Consider the following 16,989-nt stretch of genomic DNA (forward strand, 5'->3'; position numbering starts at 1 on the left):
AGGCCGATATTTCGGCCTAAAACGAAAAATGCAAGGTGCATTTATGGATTATTTTGCCGGTTTTTACCTATTTGTACCCGCAAAATTAAACACGACCCAAATCGGCAGGTAATTCAAAGGCCTCTATAAAATATTTTGGGGTTATGAGCGCCGGGTGAGCTCTCAGAGTCCAGAGAATCCTTGCAATCTGATTAAGAAAAAGCTAATAAGTTCCAAAGCATTTAGGATTTTCACTGGCAAGATAGTTCAACAAAAAAAGCCCCGCCGAATCGACGAGGCTTTAAATAAAAACGATTAGTGATGTTTTCTAGGCAGACATCTTTTCACCTGCAGAAAAGACGACATCCTTGATCGCATCGAATCCTTCCAGCGTTTTTTCAATATGCTCTTTTTTGTGAGCAGCCGTTGGTATCAGCCGGAGCAGCACCGTACCCTTTGGTACAACAGGATAGGTCACACCACTGACAAACACACCGTGATCTTCACGCAACTTGCGCATGATCGTCTGGCAGAGATCTGTACTTCCCTTGGTGAGGACCGGGGTAACCGGGCTCTCGGAGGGCAGCACGTTGTAGCCAATCTCCCGGAGTCCGTCTCGCAGGCTCGTTGCATTCTCCCAGAGTTGCTCGCGCCACTCGGGATGGTCCTTAATAAGTTGCAGCCGCTTGCGTGCTGATGTCACGATAGGCATCGGGACCGATTTGGCAAAGATCTGGCTGCGGGCATTCGCTTTCAAGAACTCAACCACACGCGGCTCAGTTGCCACAAAAGCACCAATCAGCGCCATTGATTTAGCGAAAGTACCAAAGTAGATATCAATTCCGTCGTGGCAGCCTAGCGCAGTTCCAGTACCAGAGCCATCTTCGCCCATGGTTCCAAATCCGTGCGCATCATCCACCAGCAGCCGGAACGGGTATTTTTCTTTCAGTTCGATCATCTCTTTAAGAATCCCGAGATCACCCGTCATTCCAAATACGCCCTCAGTTACAACCAGCACCGATCCATCGGGACCGATATTACGGTGGGCGCGCTTCAGCTGCTTCTCAAAGCTTTCCACGTCATTGTGTTTGAAGACAGACTTGTCGCTCATTGCCAGCTGCTTTCCATCTACAATGCAGGCGTGGCTCAGCTCATCATAAATCAGGTAGTCATTTCGGTCGACCAGGGCGTGAATTACGCTCATAATTCCCTGGTATCCATAGTTTAGGAGAAGTGCAGATGGTTTGTGTGCGAATTCCGCCAGTTCCTCTTCAAGTGCTTCGTGCTGCACAGAATTTCCGGTCATCAGGCGGGCGCCCATCGGGGTGCTGAATCCATACTCCTTGGCACCTTCAATGTCTGCTTCTTTTACTTCAGGGTTGCCGCCAATTCCGAGATAATCATTAACACTCCAAACAATTACATCATCTCCGTTGAATTTCATTACGGGTCCGATCGGGCCTTCCAACCTTGGGAAAGTGTAGTATCCATAGCCATCAGAAGTGAACTCACCAAGTGGCCCCGGTCTGCCCTCCAATTTGTCAAATAAATCCATAATTCGTTGTTATATACTAGTATTTTGTTACGAAAAGTGAGAGTACATCAAAAAGGCCTCATTAGGCCTTGTAAAAAGATGAAAAAAGGTAAGGAAAAATCCGTTCGATTCAAAAAAGGGAAACGTTTCGTGAATTTTTGATAAGGTATTGAAAAACAATTAGTTAAAATAACCCGAAATGGGCATAATATGTAAAAGTTTGCATAGTTTATTCCGGTGTTTCCTATGTAAGAAAGAGAATAATGAGATCTGGTCCCAACAAAGCCGTTTTGCACTACTACGGATCGCTGACGGATTTTTTCGCCGACAGTGGGGATGAGTATGTAAAAGAGGTCCGTTTTAAGCTTCATCCGGGAGCCAGGGACTTGATTGAATCGCAAGGGGTACCACATGTGGAGATCTATGCACTTAGGGTAAACGGCGTGTTCAATTCGCTGGATTACCAGGTGAGGGATGGCGATGAGCTTGAGATATATCCCAAGTCGTATCTTTCAGATTTTACTGATGAAGTTTGTTTAAAAAGAACCGGTAAGCCTTCGCAGCGTTTTATTGCTGATGTGCAGTTGGGAAAACTCGCTCGCTTACTGCGATTGCTGGGCATAGATACCCTCTATTCGAATCATATAAAAAGGAGTGAGATTCTTGATCTTGTAGTGAGCCAAGAGCGCTCGGTGTTATCGCGAAGCCTGGACCTGTTAAAGCATGGGAAGCTTGAGTTTGGCTATTGGCCGCGCTCTGATGACCCTGATCAACAGGTGGTGGAAGTCGTCGATTACTTTGAGTTACTTCCGGAATTTTCCCCTTTCAGCCGCTGCCTGGAGTGCAATGGATTGTTGGCAGAAGTGGAGCTGCAAGAAATATCAGGGCAGGTGCCGGAAAAAGTAAGGCAATGGTGTGACGATTATGTTCAGTGCGGGCAATGTGGCAAAGCCTATTGGCAGGGATCTCATTATGAAAAGTTGAAAAAGAAAATTGATCAAATACGGGCTCAGGTTTAGTAGAAACAGAACTTATTGAAATCTTGGTTATCTTCCGCGGATTGAAAAAAGTCAGTTTCATCTGCGAAATCAGAGGGCTGGCTATAAAAGCAAGTCTGTGCTACTACCTATATTTGTTAACAAAGTGGATTTACCTATTTTGGATACTTCTTTGAAAAGACATTCACCATGAATCGAAATTCCTGTCATGTATAAACTGTTGCTTGTCGGCGTGGGTGGTTTTGTGGGCGCTTGTCTCCGATATCTGATGGATGAAGCTACCTATCTTTTTATCAGCAAAGAAGCTTTTCCCGCCGGAACGGTGGTGGTCAACGTGATCGGCTGCTTCCTGATCGGCTATATCGTCTCGCTGTTGGAAGTAAAACACCTGTTTTCGGTTGAACTGCGCCTGCTGGTGCTCACCGGCTTCTTGGGGGCTTTTACCACATACTCCTCTTTTGCCCTGGATTCGTTCGTTTTGATGTCGCGACCCGGTTTGTGGAAACCCGCACTTTACCTGGCCCTACAGCTTCTAATCGGCATTGGAGCGGTGTGGGCCGGCATGTTCATCAACGGTTGGGGAACCAAACCGATGTAAGAACTGACAGGCAGGCTACCGTATATTGCATTTTAATAGAGTGTTCCATCCTCACGGATACGCATCTTCAGAACTCGTAAATGGGAAATGGGCTTTGTTTAACATAAACCCCCGAATGAATTCTTGCCAAGTAGGTGGATAAAGTGAGATATTCCAACGCAATAAATCAGAGGGAATTAAGATTATCTGCATCCCCGAAATTTTTTATTGAATTTTTTAAAAAAATAGGCGCCTGGTTGTCTGAAACATTGGATACTTTGGCGCCAAATATGACACTCTTAATCGCATAATATTAACATCTTTTCCAACCAGTAGGCGAACCAAATGTCTAAGAAAACCCCTTTCCACGATATCCACCAAAAACTTGGTGCGAAATTGATCGATTTTGGCGGGTATGATATGCCGGTGCAGTATGATGGCATCAAACAGGAGCATAATGCGGTGCGCAGCAGCGTGGGGATGTTTGATGTGTCCCACATGGGGGAATTTTATGTAAATGGGTCAGAGGCGCTTGACCTTGTGCAGCATGTAACCATAAATGACGCTTCCAAACTCAAGGACGGCCAGGCCCAGTACTCGGCAATGTGCTATGAAGATGGTGGAATTGTGGATGACCTGTTGGTGTACAAACTGCCCGGTGATGACGGTTTTATACTGGTAGTCAATGCCTCCAATATTGAAAAGGATCTGCACTGGATTCGTGAGAATAACAATTATGATGCCGAAGTTAGAGATCAGTCCAAAGATACCTGCCTGCTGGCCGTACAGGGCCCCAGGTCGCTGGAAACCCTCAAAAAGGTAACTGATCTGAATCTGCAGGATATCAAGTTTTACCATTATGCAATGGGTAACTGCGGATCCTATGACAACGTGGTATTCTCCGCTACGGGCTATACCGGTGAAAAGGGTTTTGAGATCTACTTCGATAAAAACAATGTGGACCCCAAAGCCATTTGGAACGCTATAATGGAAGCAGGTGAAGAGTTTGATATTCAGCCCTGTGGCTTGGGAGCGCGCGATACGTTGCGCCTGGAGATGGGGTTTGCGCTCTATGGTAATGACATCACTAAAGACACGAACCCGCTGGAGGCAGGCCTGGGCTGGTTGACAAAGCTGGATAAGGGCAACTTTATTGGTCGGGATGCGCTAAAGGCCGTTAAGGAGAAGGGCGTCAGCCGAAAGTTGGTAGGCTTTACTGTCAATGAGAAACGCGCCATTCCAAGGAGCGGCTATAGCATTCTTGATGAAGACGGAGAGAAGATCGGCACTGTGACGAGCGGATCGCAATCCATTACCCTTGGGAACGCGATAGGAATGGGCTACATAGAACGCTCCTTTGCCGAAGCTGGAACAAGAATTTATATAGAGATAAGAAGCAAGCAGGCTGAAGCTACTGTTACCGCTCCGCCATTTATTGCAAAGAAATAACAGAGTTACTTAATCAAAATCGTATATTTATTGGAAATCGGGAAGCAGGGATAAACAATATATCTTCTGTTGAGTTAAATAAGATTATCACTTTTTATGAATAAGAATATTGACCTATGTGTTTCCGCTCACTCCTTTCAGGAAGAAGAACTGCGTGACAAAGTGACCGTTGTCATCGATGTATTGCGGGCCAGTTCAACAATCGTTACGGCTTTAAACAGCGGCGCAAAAGGTATAATCCCTGTGCAGGATATGGATGCCGCCGGAAAAATTTCAATCAACCTCGATTCGCCCAACTTTTTGTTGTGTGGTGAAAAAGATGGAAAAAAAATTGAAGGTTATGACCTTGGCAACTCCCCGGCAGAGTATAGTCCGGAAACGGTTAAGGGAAAAACGATCATATTTAAGACCTCCAACGGGACCCAGGCTATAAAGCGGTCCACCATGTCTAAAGAGATTTTGGTGGGAACCTTCCTGAACCTGCAAAGTGTATTGAATCGACTGCGGGAAGTGGAAAACGATATCGTGTTGGTATGCGCCGGTTGGAAGGGGCGCCTGGCACTGGAGGATATGCTGTGTGCGGGGAATATCGCCCATGAGCTTACTGGCGGACACCTTCCGGGGGATGCCAGCGACGGAGTCAAAGTTGCTTTTGGTCTTTACGAAAAATTTGGTAATGATATAGAAAACACGCTGCGTAATTCAAATCACGCCAAGAGGCTGGATCATATTACTGAAAATGATGATATCAGTTATTGCAGCCAGCTGAATACAATGGATGTTCTACCAACGTTAAAAGAAGGAATTATTACAGACGCCAATGGCAAAAAGTAAAAAATCCGGGACGCTTACCGGAGGAATTTCCAGCTCCCGGAAAATGGAGATCCTGGGAATTTTAATCATGGCGATTGCCACCCTTATGGGACTGAGCATCGTCACCTACTACTCCTCCGACTACGCCCTGATACAATCGCTTTCTACCGATAACATCTTCTCTGTGGATCGCGGGCCCGCACTGCGTATTCAAAACGGACTGGGAGTTGTGGGAGCCTACATTTCATACCTCTTTGTGTACCAGCTGTTCGGATACACCAGCATCATCATCCCGATCATTGTGTTTGGATATGGATGGTACGTATTTCGGGGACGAAGTATCCGTAACCTGCTGTGGGCAACGGGCTACGGCATCTGGAGTATGGTGTTGATTTCAGCCATACTGGGCTGGTTTTACAATGAACTTTCCGCATACTCATCGGTATGGCCCGGGGCTTCCGGTATAGCAGTGGCCAGCCTGCTGCAAAACCTGACCGGCATTGGTTCTATAATTATCCTGGGCGTCTTCTTTGTTGTTACCGCCCTGGCATTGCTGGATCGGGATCTTCAGAAAACGGTTGACAGAGTGAAGGGCTGGATCGCCAATTTCCAGGAGTCGATGGAAGAGCGCCGCGAAGCACGTGCCCAGCGCAAGGCCGAAAAGAAAAAGAAACAGCAGCGCGAGAAAGAGATTGAGGAGCAGCAGGCGGCTGAGCAAAAAATGAGGCAGCAAGCATCTTCAGATACTCAAAGTAATTCACAGCATCAACCACAAGAGCAATCTGTGCAGCCGAAAGAGCGCTCGATCGATGATATTGTGGAAGAGTCGGAGCAACAGGACCAGGAACGCCGTCGACAAGAAGAGGATGAAGTGAAAAGCCTGGACCAGCGACCGCGTGCCATCCTCGATAAAGAAAAGGCCCAAAAAGTGGCCGACGAGGAGCTTGAGGATGAAGAGGATGATGTCGAAGTATCGGTCTATGTGGGAGAAGGCGATGAGGAAGCCGGCGACCGTGAATTGGATCGCAAGAATCGCGATAAGGCCAAGGAGATCCCGGAGATTAAATACAAGTTTCCCGGCATCGATATCCTTGATGCACCGCCCAACGAGGGCAACGAAGTAGATCTGGAGGAGATCAAGGAGAATAAGCGGATTATCCTTGACAAGCTGAAGCGCCACAAGATTGAAATTCGCAGTATTAATGCGATTGTGGGTCCCACGGTAACGCTGTATGAGCTGGATCCCGCGCCTGACGTTAAGATCAGCAAGATTGAAAGCTATGCCAACGACCTGAAGATGGCTACGGCGGCCCACGGGCTTCGCATTATTGCACCGATTCCCGGTCGCTCGGCCGTGGGTATTGAGGTTCCGAACCGCAAGCGGGAGACCGTTTTTATCAAATCGGTGATCAATACGAAAAAGTTTGTGGAGTCGAGTGCAGAACTCCCGATTGCCTTTGGGAAAACCATTGAAAACGAAGTATTCCTGCGTGATCTGACCAAGATGCCCCACCTGCTTATTGCGGGGGCTACCGGCTCTGGTAAAACGGTCGGTATCAACACCATTATCACCTGCCTGCTCTACAAGTGCCATCCGGACAACGTGAAGTTCGTGATGATCGATCCGAAAAAGATTGAGCTCTCCCTGTATCGCAACATTCAGAACCATTTCCTGGCCACACTGCCGGGGGCAGAGGAGCCGATCGTCACGGACACTGCTGATGTGGAAGAACTGCTCGAAAGCCTGACCATGGAGATGGATGAGCGGTATGACCTGATGAAGATGGCGATGGTACGCGACATCAAAGCCTACAACGAGAAGTTTGATGCCGGTGAGCTGGATGAGGAGCTGGATCACCGCCACCTGCCATACATCGTGGTGGTTATTGATGAGCTGGCCGACCTGATGATGACCGCCGGAAAACAGATCGAAGAGCCGATCGCCCGCCTGGCACAGCTGGCACGAGCGGTGGGCATTCACCTTGTGGTGGCTACGCAGCGACCTTCGGTGAATGTAATTACCGGGACGATCAAAGCCAACTTCCCGGCGCGTGTGGCCTACCAGGTGGCTTCCAAGGTAGACTCCCGCACCATCCTGGACACCAGCGGTGCCGATCAGCTGATCGGTCGCGGTGATATGCTGTTTACCAACGGCGGGGGCATGACGCGTATCCAGAACGCGTATGTTTCCACAGAAGAAGTGGAGCGAATTACCGGATTTATCGGAAATCAAAAAGGATATAAGCAACCGTACCATCTGCCCGTTATAGAAGACGAAACCAGTGGTGATATCCCCGATCCGCTCGATGATATCGATGAGCTTTTTGAAGCAGCGGCAAAAGTTATTGTCTTGCATCAACAGGGCTCTGTGTCGTTACTGCAGCGTAAGCTGAAGATCGGCTACAACCGAGCGGGCCGCATTATCGATCAGCTGTATAATGCAGGGATCGTCGGTCCGTACCAGGGCAGTACCGCCCGGGATGTGCTGGTTTCAGATGAAGAAGAACTAGAACAGGTCTTAGATGAACTGGATGAATTTGACGGATAAATGCTCGCTCATATTACTGCTGGTTATTCCAATCAGCCTCTTTGCCACTCCCACTTTTTCACAGGATACTCCTTTCGACAGGCTGATCAATCAGTTTAGGCAAGGGCAGGTTTTCCAGGCGGAGTTTAATCACCAGTATGTAGACTCCTACACTGAGGATACGGTAGCCACAAGCGGCACCATATGGGTGGGCGAAGATAAATATAAGGTTCAGAACAGCCAGCAGACGGTCGTGGTCGATGGGCAAACATCCCGTGTATATGACAAGAATCGGAATCGGGTGATTATCAGCACGTACGAACCCTCGGAAGACGATTTTGCCCCCTCGCGCTTCCTTAATGGCACCGACACAACGTATACGGTTCAACGTCAGGAGCAGAACGGGGATCAAACCCTCATCACGTTACAGTCGTCCGATCCCTTTTCTATCTTCCAGAACGTGGAGATAACGCTCGGGGATGGGCTGAATCCGCAAAAAATATTTGCCCGCGATCATGCGGACAATCTCATAACCACGACGTTTAATTCGGGGGATTTTATGAACCCAAGGGATGAACTGTTTGTACTACAGTATCCCAGTGGGGCCGAAATAATCGATATGCGAAAATAAATGATGAATACCTTTAGGAAAAAGGTATATCTAACTCAAAATACTAATTTCGCATTTGCCGATGGAGATGGGTTAAAGGTTAAAAAGTTAAAAGTTGAAGGTTTCGAAACTCTGCACCATTGGATTCTTAACTTTTAAACTTTCAACATTCAACTTGTAACCTTTGACAGCCATTTGATTGTTCTTTTTTATCTTCCAAACGGTAAATACGGTATCCATCTAGTAGCTATTACCACATTTTGATCCAAACCCTAACTAACACAGGGCAATACACAGTTTAATGCTCAAAAGAAGTCTGAAAATTGGAGCTACATTAGCCATCGGGGGTACTTTCCTTTGGCTCGCCTTTCGTAATGTAGCTTTCAGTGAGGTCTGGGAGTATTCGCAGCAGATCAGCTTTGGCTGGGTATTGCCGTTTTTTGTGGTTGCCATTATCAGTCACTACCTGCGTGCCGAGCGCTGGAAACTGCTGATTGAGCACGACAAGAAAAACCTGGATCGGTTTACTCTGTTTTCCGGGGTCATGGCCGGGTATATGCTGAACCTTGTATTTCCCCGGCTCGGAGAAGTGACCCGTCCCGTCTATGTAGCCAAGCGCGAGGAGCTCAGTTCATCTAAGCTATTGGGTACCATCGTGCTTGAGCGGACGATTGATATTGGGGTTATGGCCTTTCTTATGTTTTTGGTTTCCGTTTACCTGATTACCGACCTCTCCCTGCTCAGCCAGATTTTCGGGGAGTCTACGGTAGAATTCTTTACGGAGGGAGTTAATTTAGAGGTTGCTGTCTGGTTGGGGCTGGGCGGTGCTGTACTCATAGGATTGGCACTCCTGGGATGGAAACTGCTGGAATACCTTGGGACTAAATTTAATTGGCTCGGCTACTGGGTGGAGCGTATCAAAGATTTGATCAAGCTTTTTGGAGAGGGATTGGCCTCGGCGCGAAAGGTGAAGCGCTGGTGGCTGTTTGTGTTGCTAACCGGACTGATATGGGTGGGCTATACCCTGATGTCCTACATCCCGTTCTGGATGTTTGACATGCAAACCACCTTTAATCTTTCCTTTTTGGATGCGCTGGTGATCACCGTCATCTCCGCAATCGGCATCGCCATTCCATCACCGGGGGGCGTGGGAACCTATCATTATTTTGTCAAGCAGTCACTGCTTATCCTATTCGCTGTTCCCGCGGTCACTGGCATCGCCTATGCCACAATTACGCATGCCGCCATGGTACTGATGGTGGCCACTGTCACGCCTGTACTGCTGGCTATCGACAAGTTCAGGGCCACCAAGCAGGGGAAGCCGGTGGTGTAGGGAATTAAGAATGTTGAATTAAGAATTATTCGTGGCAGGCTCAACGAACTTGTCCTTTCCATGCCTAGTCCATTATAAAAACGCGTTGACCGAGTGACAATTTACATTATTAAGAGCCTGAAACAGGTTGATACCGGTGGGAGTCCGCCTTATCCATAGCGCGGGAATTAATTCCCGCGCAAGTGATAGGGCATGGACCACAATCGTCGTTGTGTCACCGTCCGATAGGTGAGAAGCAGTTTATTTTGACTCGTCCGACCGAAAAGACAGCGGTTTCGCGATGCATGAGCTTTTTATCCCGAACTCACGTTATTTAAATATCTTATAGTCTCAGTAAAGTGGAGGAGGCACGAATAGAATCTTTCAATCAAAAAGACAAGAGGAAGATAATGCTTCCTACAGGCTGTTCATTATTTATTTACGTCTAACTAATGTTCAATTAGGAAAAGGCCCTTAAAAATGATGCCGCCACATCCTGAAAGGTTGAATTGATTCCGCTGGAAACAGAAGCCTTCCAAATAAGTAAGAATAGTTAACGTTTAATGTCAGACTTCCCCTTAATCCTTGAAGAAAAATTAGTACATTTGATGCAACCTCAAATCGATACCAAAGAAGCGATAATGAAGCGGTCGGGTTTTCAGTTTTTATTTTTACTTATAATTGCCCTTTTGTTAAGCACCAATGAGCTGTACGCCCAGCAGGGCGGTGATGCCCAAAGCAGCCTGCTGCCGGAAATAGATCCACAGGACATTGAGATACGCAGTGAGTTCAGGGCACGGTTCCCGGGACTTCGCCGCCAGCCTATCCTGGGTTTTAATCCCAAGCCTAGCGTATACCAGGTAGATCCCGACAGGCAGCCGTTTATGGAGACCCAGGAGGAGGTCGTTGCCAACCTGCCGATAACAGACCTGAGTCGACCCGCTGCTCCCGAGTATCGGGCATTGTATTATGAGCCTGAGATAAATGCTTTCAGTCGCGCAGGGGTAGGTAGTTTTGTCAGTCCGGAGATTGAGTTCTGGGGGGTAAGCCGATTCTCAGAAAATAGTTATGCAGGGGGGCAGATGGATTACCACTCCAGTAACGGGCACCTCGAAACTGAGAACAGCAGTTTCCGATTTTTTGATGCTGATGGAGAATTCGCCACGAAATTGAGTAGTAACGTTGCGCTCAAGTTGAACGGTGGGCTGGAAAATAGTTTTAACCGGCTCTTTGAGCTTGAAGGCAGTACGGCGCCCTTGCAAGTGCCATCCGGGCCCCGGAAAAATTATACCGGCCTAAATGCCGGAATTGGACTGGATCAGCATACCAATTCTATTGAAGGGTGGAATGCTGATATTGACGTCCGCTGGTTCAACATGGATATGAATGCCGGCGACATCGGGGGAAGTGCAACCGAATCAATTCTGAATGCATCGTTTGGAAAAGTATGGGCGGGCAACAATATCCAGGAGACCTACGGCCTGCAGGCTTCTTTCCGTGGCGGCAGTTACGATTTGAGTTCACAAAACAGCGAAAACTGGATGACGCTGCGGGCGGGTGCAGAGTATGATCGCTTGCTGGACTACAGCACTCAAATTACGGCAAATGCAGACTTTGTTTACGCGTCAAATGCGTTTGAAGATAAGGTATACCCCGGTTTTCAATTGAAAGCCAAGCATTGGATGCACAACAACCTGATAATTTCAGCTCACCTCAGTGGAGACCCTAAGCTCCAGTCGATAGAACAGTTGCATAATCTTAACCGATTCCTAAATTACCGAACTGAGCCACGCCATACCTACACAATAGAAGCTGGAGGAGGGATCGATTTTGAGTACTTCCCGGGAAGCACCATGTATGCCAGCGTGAGCTACATGCAGGCACAAAATTACGCTTATTTTAGTCGAGCTTCGCTTTCCTCCATCACGTCGGCAGATGGATATTATATTGCAAACTACCGTGATGCCAACAAGATTAAGGGCGAAGCAGGGATTATCCATCAGCTTGTGCCGGACAAGTTTTGGATAAATGCGAAGGCTTACGTTCAGCAACCCAAGTTTAATAACGGGGACGATATCCCGTATGAAGAGAGCTGGGGCATAAATTCCGGGGCATCCGCCAAACTGCTTGACAGATTTAGAATAGAGGCCTGGGCGGATTATGTTAGTAAACGAAATACCTTATCTTCAACTACAGTAGATGGATTTTTCTTAGTAGGTGGTCAACTGGATGTCGATATCACCGACAAGGTTGGAGTCTATGTTAAGATGATGAACCTGTTAAGCCAGGAGTACGAAATTTGGAGCGGATACGAAGAGCGGCCGTTCCAGGCATATGGAGGAGTAACCATAAAGCTAAATTGACAAATGGAAAAAGAATTTCTCGCTGCTTTTGCTGATATTATTCGCAATCAGCTTGTAAGAAAAAATGACATTACAATTCAAGGATTAGGTACATTCAAGCAGGAGCATATTAAGCAGTTTCAGCAGCAGCACAAAAACGGACAGGTGGTAATGATGCCGCCAAAGGATATCATCACATTCATTCCAGATAAAGAAGAAGTTGGGGTATGAAGATAAACAAGCAACAACTGGTAGAGCTACTTGTTAAAAAAACGGGGCTTGAGCAGCAAGAGGTTGAACAGAAGCTCTCTGAGCTGATCACCCAGATCCAGGAGACTACAGAGCAGAATAAAACGTTTAGTATTGAAAAGTTCGGTTCCTTCCGTATGGAGGAAGGCGTATTGAAATTTGAACCTACGGAAGAGCTGAAAACTGAGGTTAACAACAAGTACGCCGGAATGGAGCCGATCGAGATGATCGGGGCTTACAAGGAGGCGGAAGACGAGCATGCAGTATCGCCGGCCGACGCAAAGGATGAATCCCACGATGAAACCGGGGGCGGGCAGGATTCCGGGACCGAAGAGCAACCCAATGCCAGGGAGCATGAGCAGGAGGAAACCCTGGAGGAGGAAGATATTTGGGGCATCAAGGAAGAGCAGGAAGATACTGCTGAAGCATCGATCGAAGAGGAACAGGAGCTCGATCGTGATACCGAATCTGAATCCGAACCTGAACAAGGGGCACCAGCAGATGAGGAAGTCGCTTCCTCTGGAATGGATGAAGAGGAAAGTCTGGAAGAGGAAATATTTGACACCGACCTCAATTTGGAGCAAGAGGAACCGGAAGAAGAGGGGGAAGAAACTGATACCGAACCCGTGACTGCTGAAGCCGCTCCGGAAGAAGAGGTAGTACCAGAGCAAAAGAAATCTGCAACGACAGTTAAAGGAGTCGGGCTCCGTGGAAAGGACCGAAAACGAAAGCGGAACTCCTCGACGGCAGTTATCATGATAGCCGCTGCGGCCGTAATTATCATCGCTGTAGCCGTGTGGCTGGCGTATGACATGGGTGTGCTCTCTGGTGGAACCGGATCAGGCTCTTCCTCAAACACTGACTCCCAGGTTGCAGTGGCGACCCAGCGGGATGAACAGCCGGGACAGTCTGATCAAACGGCTGAGACCGCCGGTGCGGGACAAGTGGGCAACCAACAGGAATCGAATGAAACATCTGGATCTGAATCAAATCAACAATCGGATGCCGGGCAGCAGCAGGGTAGTTCCGAGACAATGTCGGGTTCGGAACCTGAAACCGAAAATACAGTAGCAAGTGGTGGGGGTGACCAGTCAGGCGGCTCCACGTACGGTTTGAAAGGAAAAATCATTGAAGAAGCAAATGACGGGTACACCATCATAGTTCATTCTCTGAAAGATCAACAGGATGCCCGCGAAATTTATGCAGACTTCAAAGAGCAGGGGTATCGCACCCATATTGTATCTGCGATGGTCAATGGTCAAGAGCGCTGGAGGGTCGGTCTCGGGCAATTCAAGACTATTGAGGAAGCGCAGAGCAATGCAAAAGAACTGCCTGAGCCCCATAACAAGGACTTTTTTATTAAACGGATCAAGTAACTAACGAAAACTTTAGTGTATATGTACGCCATCTTATTTTTTCTAATGCAACAGCCTGATACGGCATCTGCCGCCCAGGATACGCTGGATATGTCACTCCAGCAGGAATCAATGTCCATTTTAGATCTGCTTGTGGAGGGGGGAGTGCTGATGATTCCGCTCTTCCTGCTTTCCCTGCTGGCGGTGTATGTGATCGCCGAGCGCTGGAGATCGCTGAACAACTCTCGCATGGAAGTAGACAAATTTTTGCGCACCATCGAAAGCATGCTGAAGGACGGAGATCGACAGCGCGCCCTAACGTATTGCGATGGCATCGACAAGCCGCTGCCCCGCATTCTCAAAGCGGGCATCCGGCGGCTGGGTCGTCCCATTCGCGATATTGAAGATGTGATTCGCAATGCAGGCAAGAAAGAGATCTATCACCTGGAGAAGCGGATGAACTGGCTGGCTACTATTGCCGGTGTAGCCCCGCTGATCGGCTTTACGGGAACAGTAACCGGTATGATTGAAGCGTTTATGGATATCCAGGCGCTGCAGGGGAACGTAAACCCAAGCGTGCTGGCCGGCGGTATCTGGGAGGCACTCATCACCACCGCCACGGGTCTCATCGTCGGTATTATAGCCTACGGTTTCTACAACTTCCTGTTGGGTAAGATCAACCGCATGATCCATGAGCTGGAAAACGCCTCAGCCGATTTCATTGAAATGCTGCAGTCTCCCTCCCGGAAAAAGGAACAGGAAAAAGAACATAAAGGGGTGATGTAAATGGATTTCCGACAAGATAGCGACCGGCTGGAGTCGCTGACGCTGTTTTCACAGTCGTCACTTACAGATATTGTACTGTTGCTGCTGATCTTCTTTCTGCTGACCTCTTCGTTTGTTACCAACTACGGCATCAAAGTGGAGATCCCCAAAGCAGAAACAGGGGCGGAAACCCAAAACCAGTACATTACGGTGGCGGTAACCAAAGAAGGGCAGTTTTTTGTGGATGGAGAACCCTCCAGTGCCGGTACGTTGGCTTCCTCCATACGTGAGGCACGAAATAACAAACCGCAGGGTACGCTCGTTTTACGCGCGGACAAAGATGCCATTGTGGACAATGCCGTCCGCGTGATGAACATTGCCAAAGCATTGGATTTACGAATAATTATGGCAACTGAACGAGGCTCCAGATAGGTTTAGTAGGATGATTCTAAAAAAATTTGATGAAGAAGATCGTTTTGCCATGGCTGTGACGGGTGGATTTCACCTGCTGCTGGTGATCTTCTTCTTGTTGTATACCTTCAGTATCAATCGGAACTTGCGCCCCTCATTTATTGAGGTGGAGTTTGGAGAGTTTAGCACCGGTACGCAGGCCGAGTACTCCGAGCAGCAGGCCGAAGAGGTTGCAACCCGCCCCGATCCCTCCGAGACACAGCCTGAAAATCCGCAGCCCGAGCAGCCTCAGCCTGTAGAGGAGCAAGAAACCACCACCGAAGAGACCACAAAGCCGGTCGATGCTCCCGACCAGCAGGAGGAGATCCAGGAAGAGGAGATTCAGACCCCGGAAACCGACAAGGTAGAGCCCCAGGAAGAAGCCGCCGAGGAACAGCAGGAGGAGATAACTGTGCCCCCCAAAACCGAGCAGGATGAGACGGTGCAGGAGGGCGAAGAAACAAGCGGCGATACGGAGGGAAGTGAAGGAGATATCAATGCTGACCAGGGCACGGGCAATGAGACGGAGAAATCTTCTCCATACAACCTGAGTTTTGAGGGCGAGATAGATCGTGCCCCGATGGTGCAGCCCCTCCCCGACAACGTCGCCGATTCCGAGGCAACCATCACCATTCGCTTTGAAGTAAAGCCGGACGGTACGCTCGGAAGAATCATTCCGCTCAAAAAGATGAATGCCGAGCTGGAGCGCGAAGTAATACGAACTCTTCGAAGCTGGCGTTTTTCCCGTCTTCCATCCGGCGTCCCCCAGCAAAACCAGTGGGGTACGATTACCTTCCGTTTCGTGCTGCAATGATCTCATTACCCAATACTTTATAGCCTTGGAAAACTCGGTTATGTACGGGCACGCTGCAGCGTGCCCCAACAAGAGGTAAAGTCACTCTTGTGGCGAGTAAGTTTGAGAAGCAGAATGCGAAGTTCGAAGGGGGTTTTGGGGGATGACCAATCGGAATGAATTCAGAAGATTATCTCAAATGATCTCTTTAGCCTGTTCTCTGTAGTCTTAACGAAAAAAGGCTCTGCATTAGGGACCAACAGATTATGACCCTCAATACTATCTCCCTCCCGTCACTCCGTGGCTGAGGGCATGACACTCTCCTTTGTGATAGGTTTGAGAAGCATACTGTTGGAAGACCGTTGTACCCTCTGTTGAGGGGCAGTTACACTGTCGACCACAAAGCTGCCGGTCGGTAGTGCAACTGCTTCCCAACAGATTAACAGGTACACCTTCCTCCGAAGCCCAACTATTGGTCCAAGTTTGCAACTTGGACCAATAAAAAGCAGCTGACAGCCTATCTGGCACAAGTTGCAAACTTGTGCCAGATAGGGGATTTCTTTTCACAAAAACACTACATCCTGCCGATCCCCAAATCCTGAATATCCTGGTTCCAGTTGTTGCTCATTTTGCCGAGAGACCGTTTGTCCCATACAGTTGGGAGACCGTTGCACGGTCGGCCATGAGCTTTGGGTTCGCCAGTGCAACGACCTCCCAACGCAAGTAGGTTGGCCACCGGACTTATTATCTATTTTCTTGGTCTACCGAACTGCTCTTTACTAGACAACCTCTTTGTTCTTTATTGCTCCGCCTGCCTGTCCTTATAAGCAAAAGGTGTACGACATTATAATGTCATGCTGTCTGGCACTACAATGTCATCCTCTGCGACATTACTATGTCAGGTTGCTTGACACTACAATGTCACGGAGCACGACACTGTAATGTCATACAATCCGACACTATAATGCCAGGAAGCCTGACTCTACAATGTCAGATGGGTCGACACCATAATGTCGGACAGGGTACATAGTATGGATACTGCAGGCGGAGTAGTCGGAGCAGTCAGACCATCCTTATAAGTACCGGCGGTGGGAGCAGTAAGCAATGATAAACCCAAGATGCTTTATCCAAGATTACACGCTGAATGCATTTAATACCAACCGGCGATTTTTTTGGTTCATTTCTTTAGTCCGACCACTGGCGGATTTAATCGTTGAAAAAATCAAAACCCTTAAA

15 protein-coding genes are annotated in these 16,989 nt (G+C 48.2%); 14 read left to right on the forward strand and 1 reads right to left on the reverse strand.

The genetic code is table 11. From position 1 onward, the window contains the following. Positions 1 to 307 precede the first annotated feature (307 nt). Positions 308 to 1,534, reverse strand: a complete 1,227-nt coding sequence (locus NC796_RS24080; RefSeq protein ID WP_310688371.1) for an aminotransferase class I/II-fold pyridoxal phosphate-dependent enzyme — start codon at positions 1,532 to 1,534, stop codon at positions 308 to 310. A 242-nt stretch (positions 1,535 to 1,776) separates the two neighbouring features. Between NC796_RS24080 and NC796_RS24085 the strand changes: the two genes are divergently transcribed. The 14 genes from NC796_RS24085 (at position 1,777) to NC796_RS24150 (ending at position 16,480) form a co-directional block, all read left to right on the forward strand. Further along, positions 1,777 to 2,532 carry a Mut7-C RNAse domain-containing protein gene (locus NC796_RS24085; RefSeq protein WP_310688372.1) on the forward strand — a complete coding sequence of 252 codons (756 nt, stop codon included), beginning with the start codon at positions 1,777 to 1,779 and terminating at the stop codon, positions 2,530 to 2,532. 187 nt (positions 2,533 to 2,719) lie between these two features. Continuing rightward, positions 2,720 to 3,109, forward strand: a complete 390-nt coding sequence (gene crcB, locus NC796_RS24090; RefSeq protein ID WP_310688373.1) for a fluoride efflux transporter CrcB — start codon at positions 2,720 to 2,722, stop codon at positions 3,107 to 3,109. A gap of 324 nt (positions 3,110 to 3,433) precedes the next feature. Beyond that, positions 3,434 to 4,537, forward strand: a complete 1,104-nt coding sequence (gene gcvT, locus NC796_RS24095) for a glycine cleavage system aminomethyltransferase GcvT (protein ID WP_310688374.1) — start codon at positions 3,434 to 3,436, stop codon at positions 4,535 to 4,537. A 96-nt stretch (positions 4,538 to 4,633) separates the two neighbouring features. After that, positions 4,634 to 5,371, forward strand: coding sequence for a 2-phosphosulfolactate phosphatase (locus NC796_RS24100; protein ID WP_310688375.1), 738 nt, complete (start codon positions 4,634 to 4,636; stop codon positions 5,369 to 5,371). Then, positions 5,358 to 7,898, forward strand: coding sequence for a DNA translocase FtsK (locus tag NC796_RS24105; RefSeq protein WP_310688376.1), 2,541 nt, complete (start codon positions 5,358 to 5,360; stop codon positions 7,896 to 7,898). The genes NC796_RS24100 and NC796_RS24105 overlap by 14 nt, the downstream gene beginning before the upstream one ends. Next, entirely contained in the window at positions 7,873 to 8,508 is a 636-nt protein-coding gene (locus tag NC796_RS24110; RefSeq protein WP_310688377.1) for an outer membrane lipoprotein carrier protein LolA, read from the forward strand. Before NC796_RS24105 ends, NC796_RS24110 begins: the two co-directional genes overlap by 26 nt. Before the next feature lie 280 nt (positions 8,509 to 8,788). Next, positions 8,789 to 9,820 (forward strand): lysylphosphatidylglycerol synthase transmembrane domain-containing protein, encoded by a 1,032-nt coding sequence (locus tag NC796_RS24115; RefSeq protein ID WP_310688378.1) that lies wholly within the window; start codon positions 8,789 to 8,791, stop codon positions 9,818 to 9,820. A 587-nt stretch (positions 9,821 to 10,407) separates the two neighbouring features. Next, positions 10,408 to 12,162 (forward strand): hypothetical protein, encoded by a 1,755-nt coding sequence (locus NC796_RS24120; protein ID WP_310688379.1) that lies wholly within the window; start codon positions 10,408 to 10,410, stop codon positions 12,160 to 12,162. A gap of 3 nt (positions 12,163 to 12,165) precedes the next feature. After that, positions 12,166 to 12,372, forward strand: coding sequence for an HU family DNA-binding protein (locus NC796_RS24125; RefSeq protein ID WP_310688380.1), 207 nt, complete (start codon positions 12,166 to 12,168; stop codon positions 12,370 to 12,372). Further along, positions 12,369 to 13,766 carry an SPOR domain-containing protein gene (locus NC796_RS24130; RefSeq protein ID WP_310688381.1) on the forward strand — a complete coding sequence of 466 codons (1,398 nt, stop codon included), beginning with the start codon at positions 12,369 to 12,371 and terminating at the stop codon, positions 13,764 to 13,766. The genes NC796_RS24125 and NC796_RS24130 overlap by 4 nt, the downstream gene beginning before the upstream one ends. Positions 13,767 to 13,811: 45 nt before the next feature. After that, complete coding sequence (locus NC796_RS24135; protein ID WP_310688382.1) at positions 13,812 to 14,531, forward strand: MotA/TolQ/ExbB proton channel family protein; 720 nt, start codon at positions 13,812 to 13,814, stop codon at positions 14,529 to 14,531. Beyond that, entirely contained in the window at positions 14,532 to 14,942 is a 411-nt protein-coding gene (locus NC796_RS24140; RefSeq protein WP_310688383.1) for a biopolymer transporter ExbD, read from the forward strand. Between the two features lie 10 nt (positions 14,943 to 14,952). Beyond that, positions 14,953 to 15,774 (forward strand): TonB family protein, encoded by an 822-nt coding sequence (locus NC796_RS24145; RefSeq protein WP_310688384.1) that lies wholly within the window; start codon positions 14,953 to 14,955, stop codon positions 15,772 to 15,774. 520 nt (positions 15,775 to 16,294) lie between these two features. Next, positions 16,295 to 16,480, forward strand: a complete 186-nt coding sequence (locus NC796_RS24150) for a hypothetical protein (protein ID WP_310688385.1) — start codon at positions 16,295 to 16,297, stop codon at positions 16,478 to 16,480. Positions 16,481 to 16,989 lie beyond the last annotated feature (509 nt).

The organism is Aliifodinibius sp. S!AR15-10 (assembly GCF_031569985.1).
Taxonomy (GTDB): domain Bacteria; phylum Bacteroidota; class Rhodothermia; order Balneolales; family Balneolaceae; genus JAMQKA01.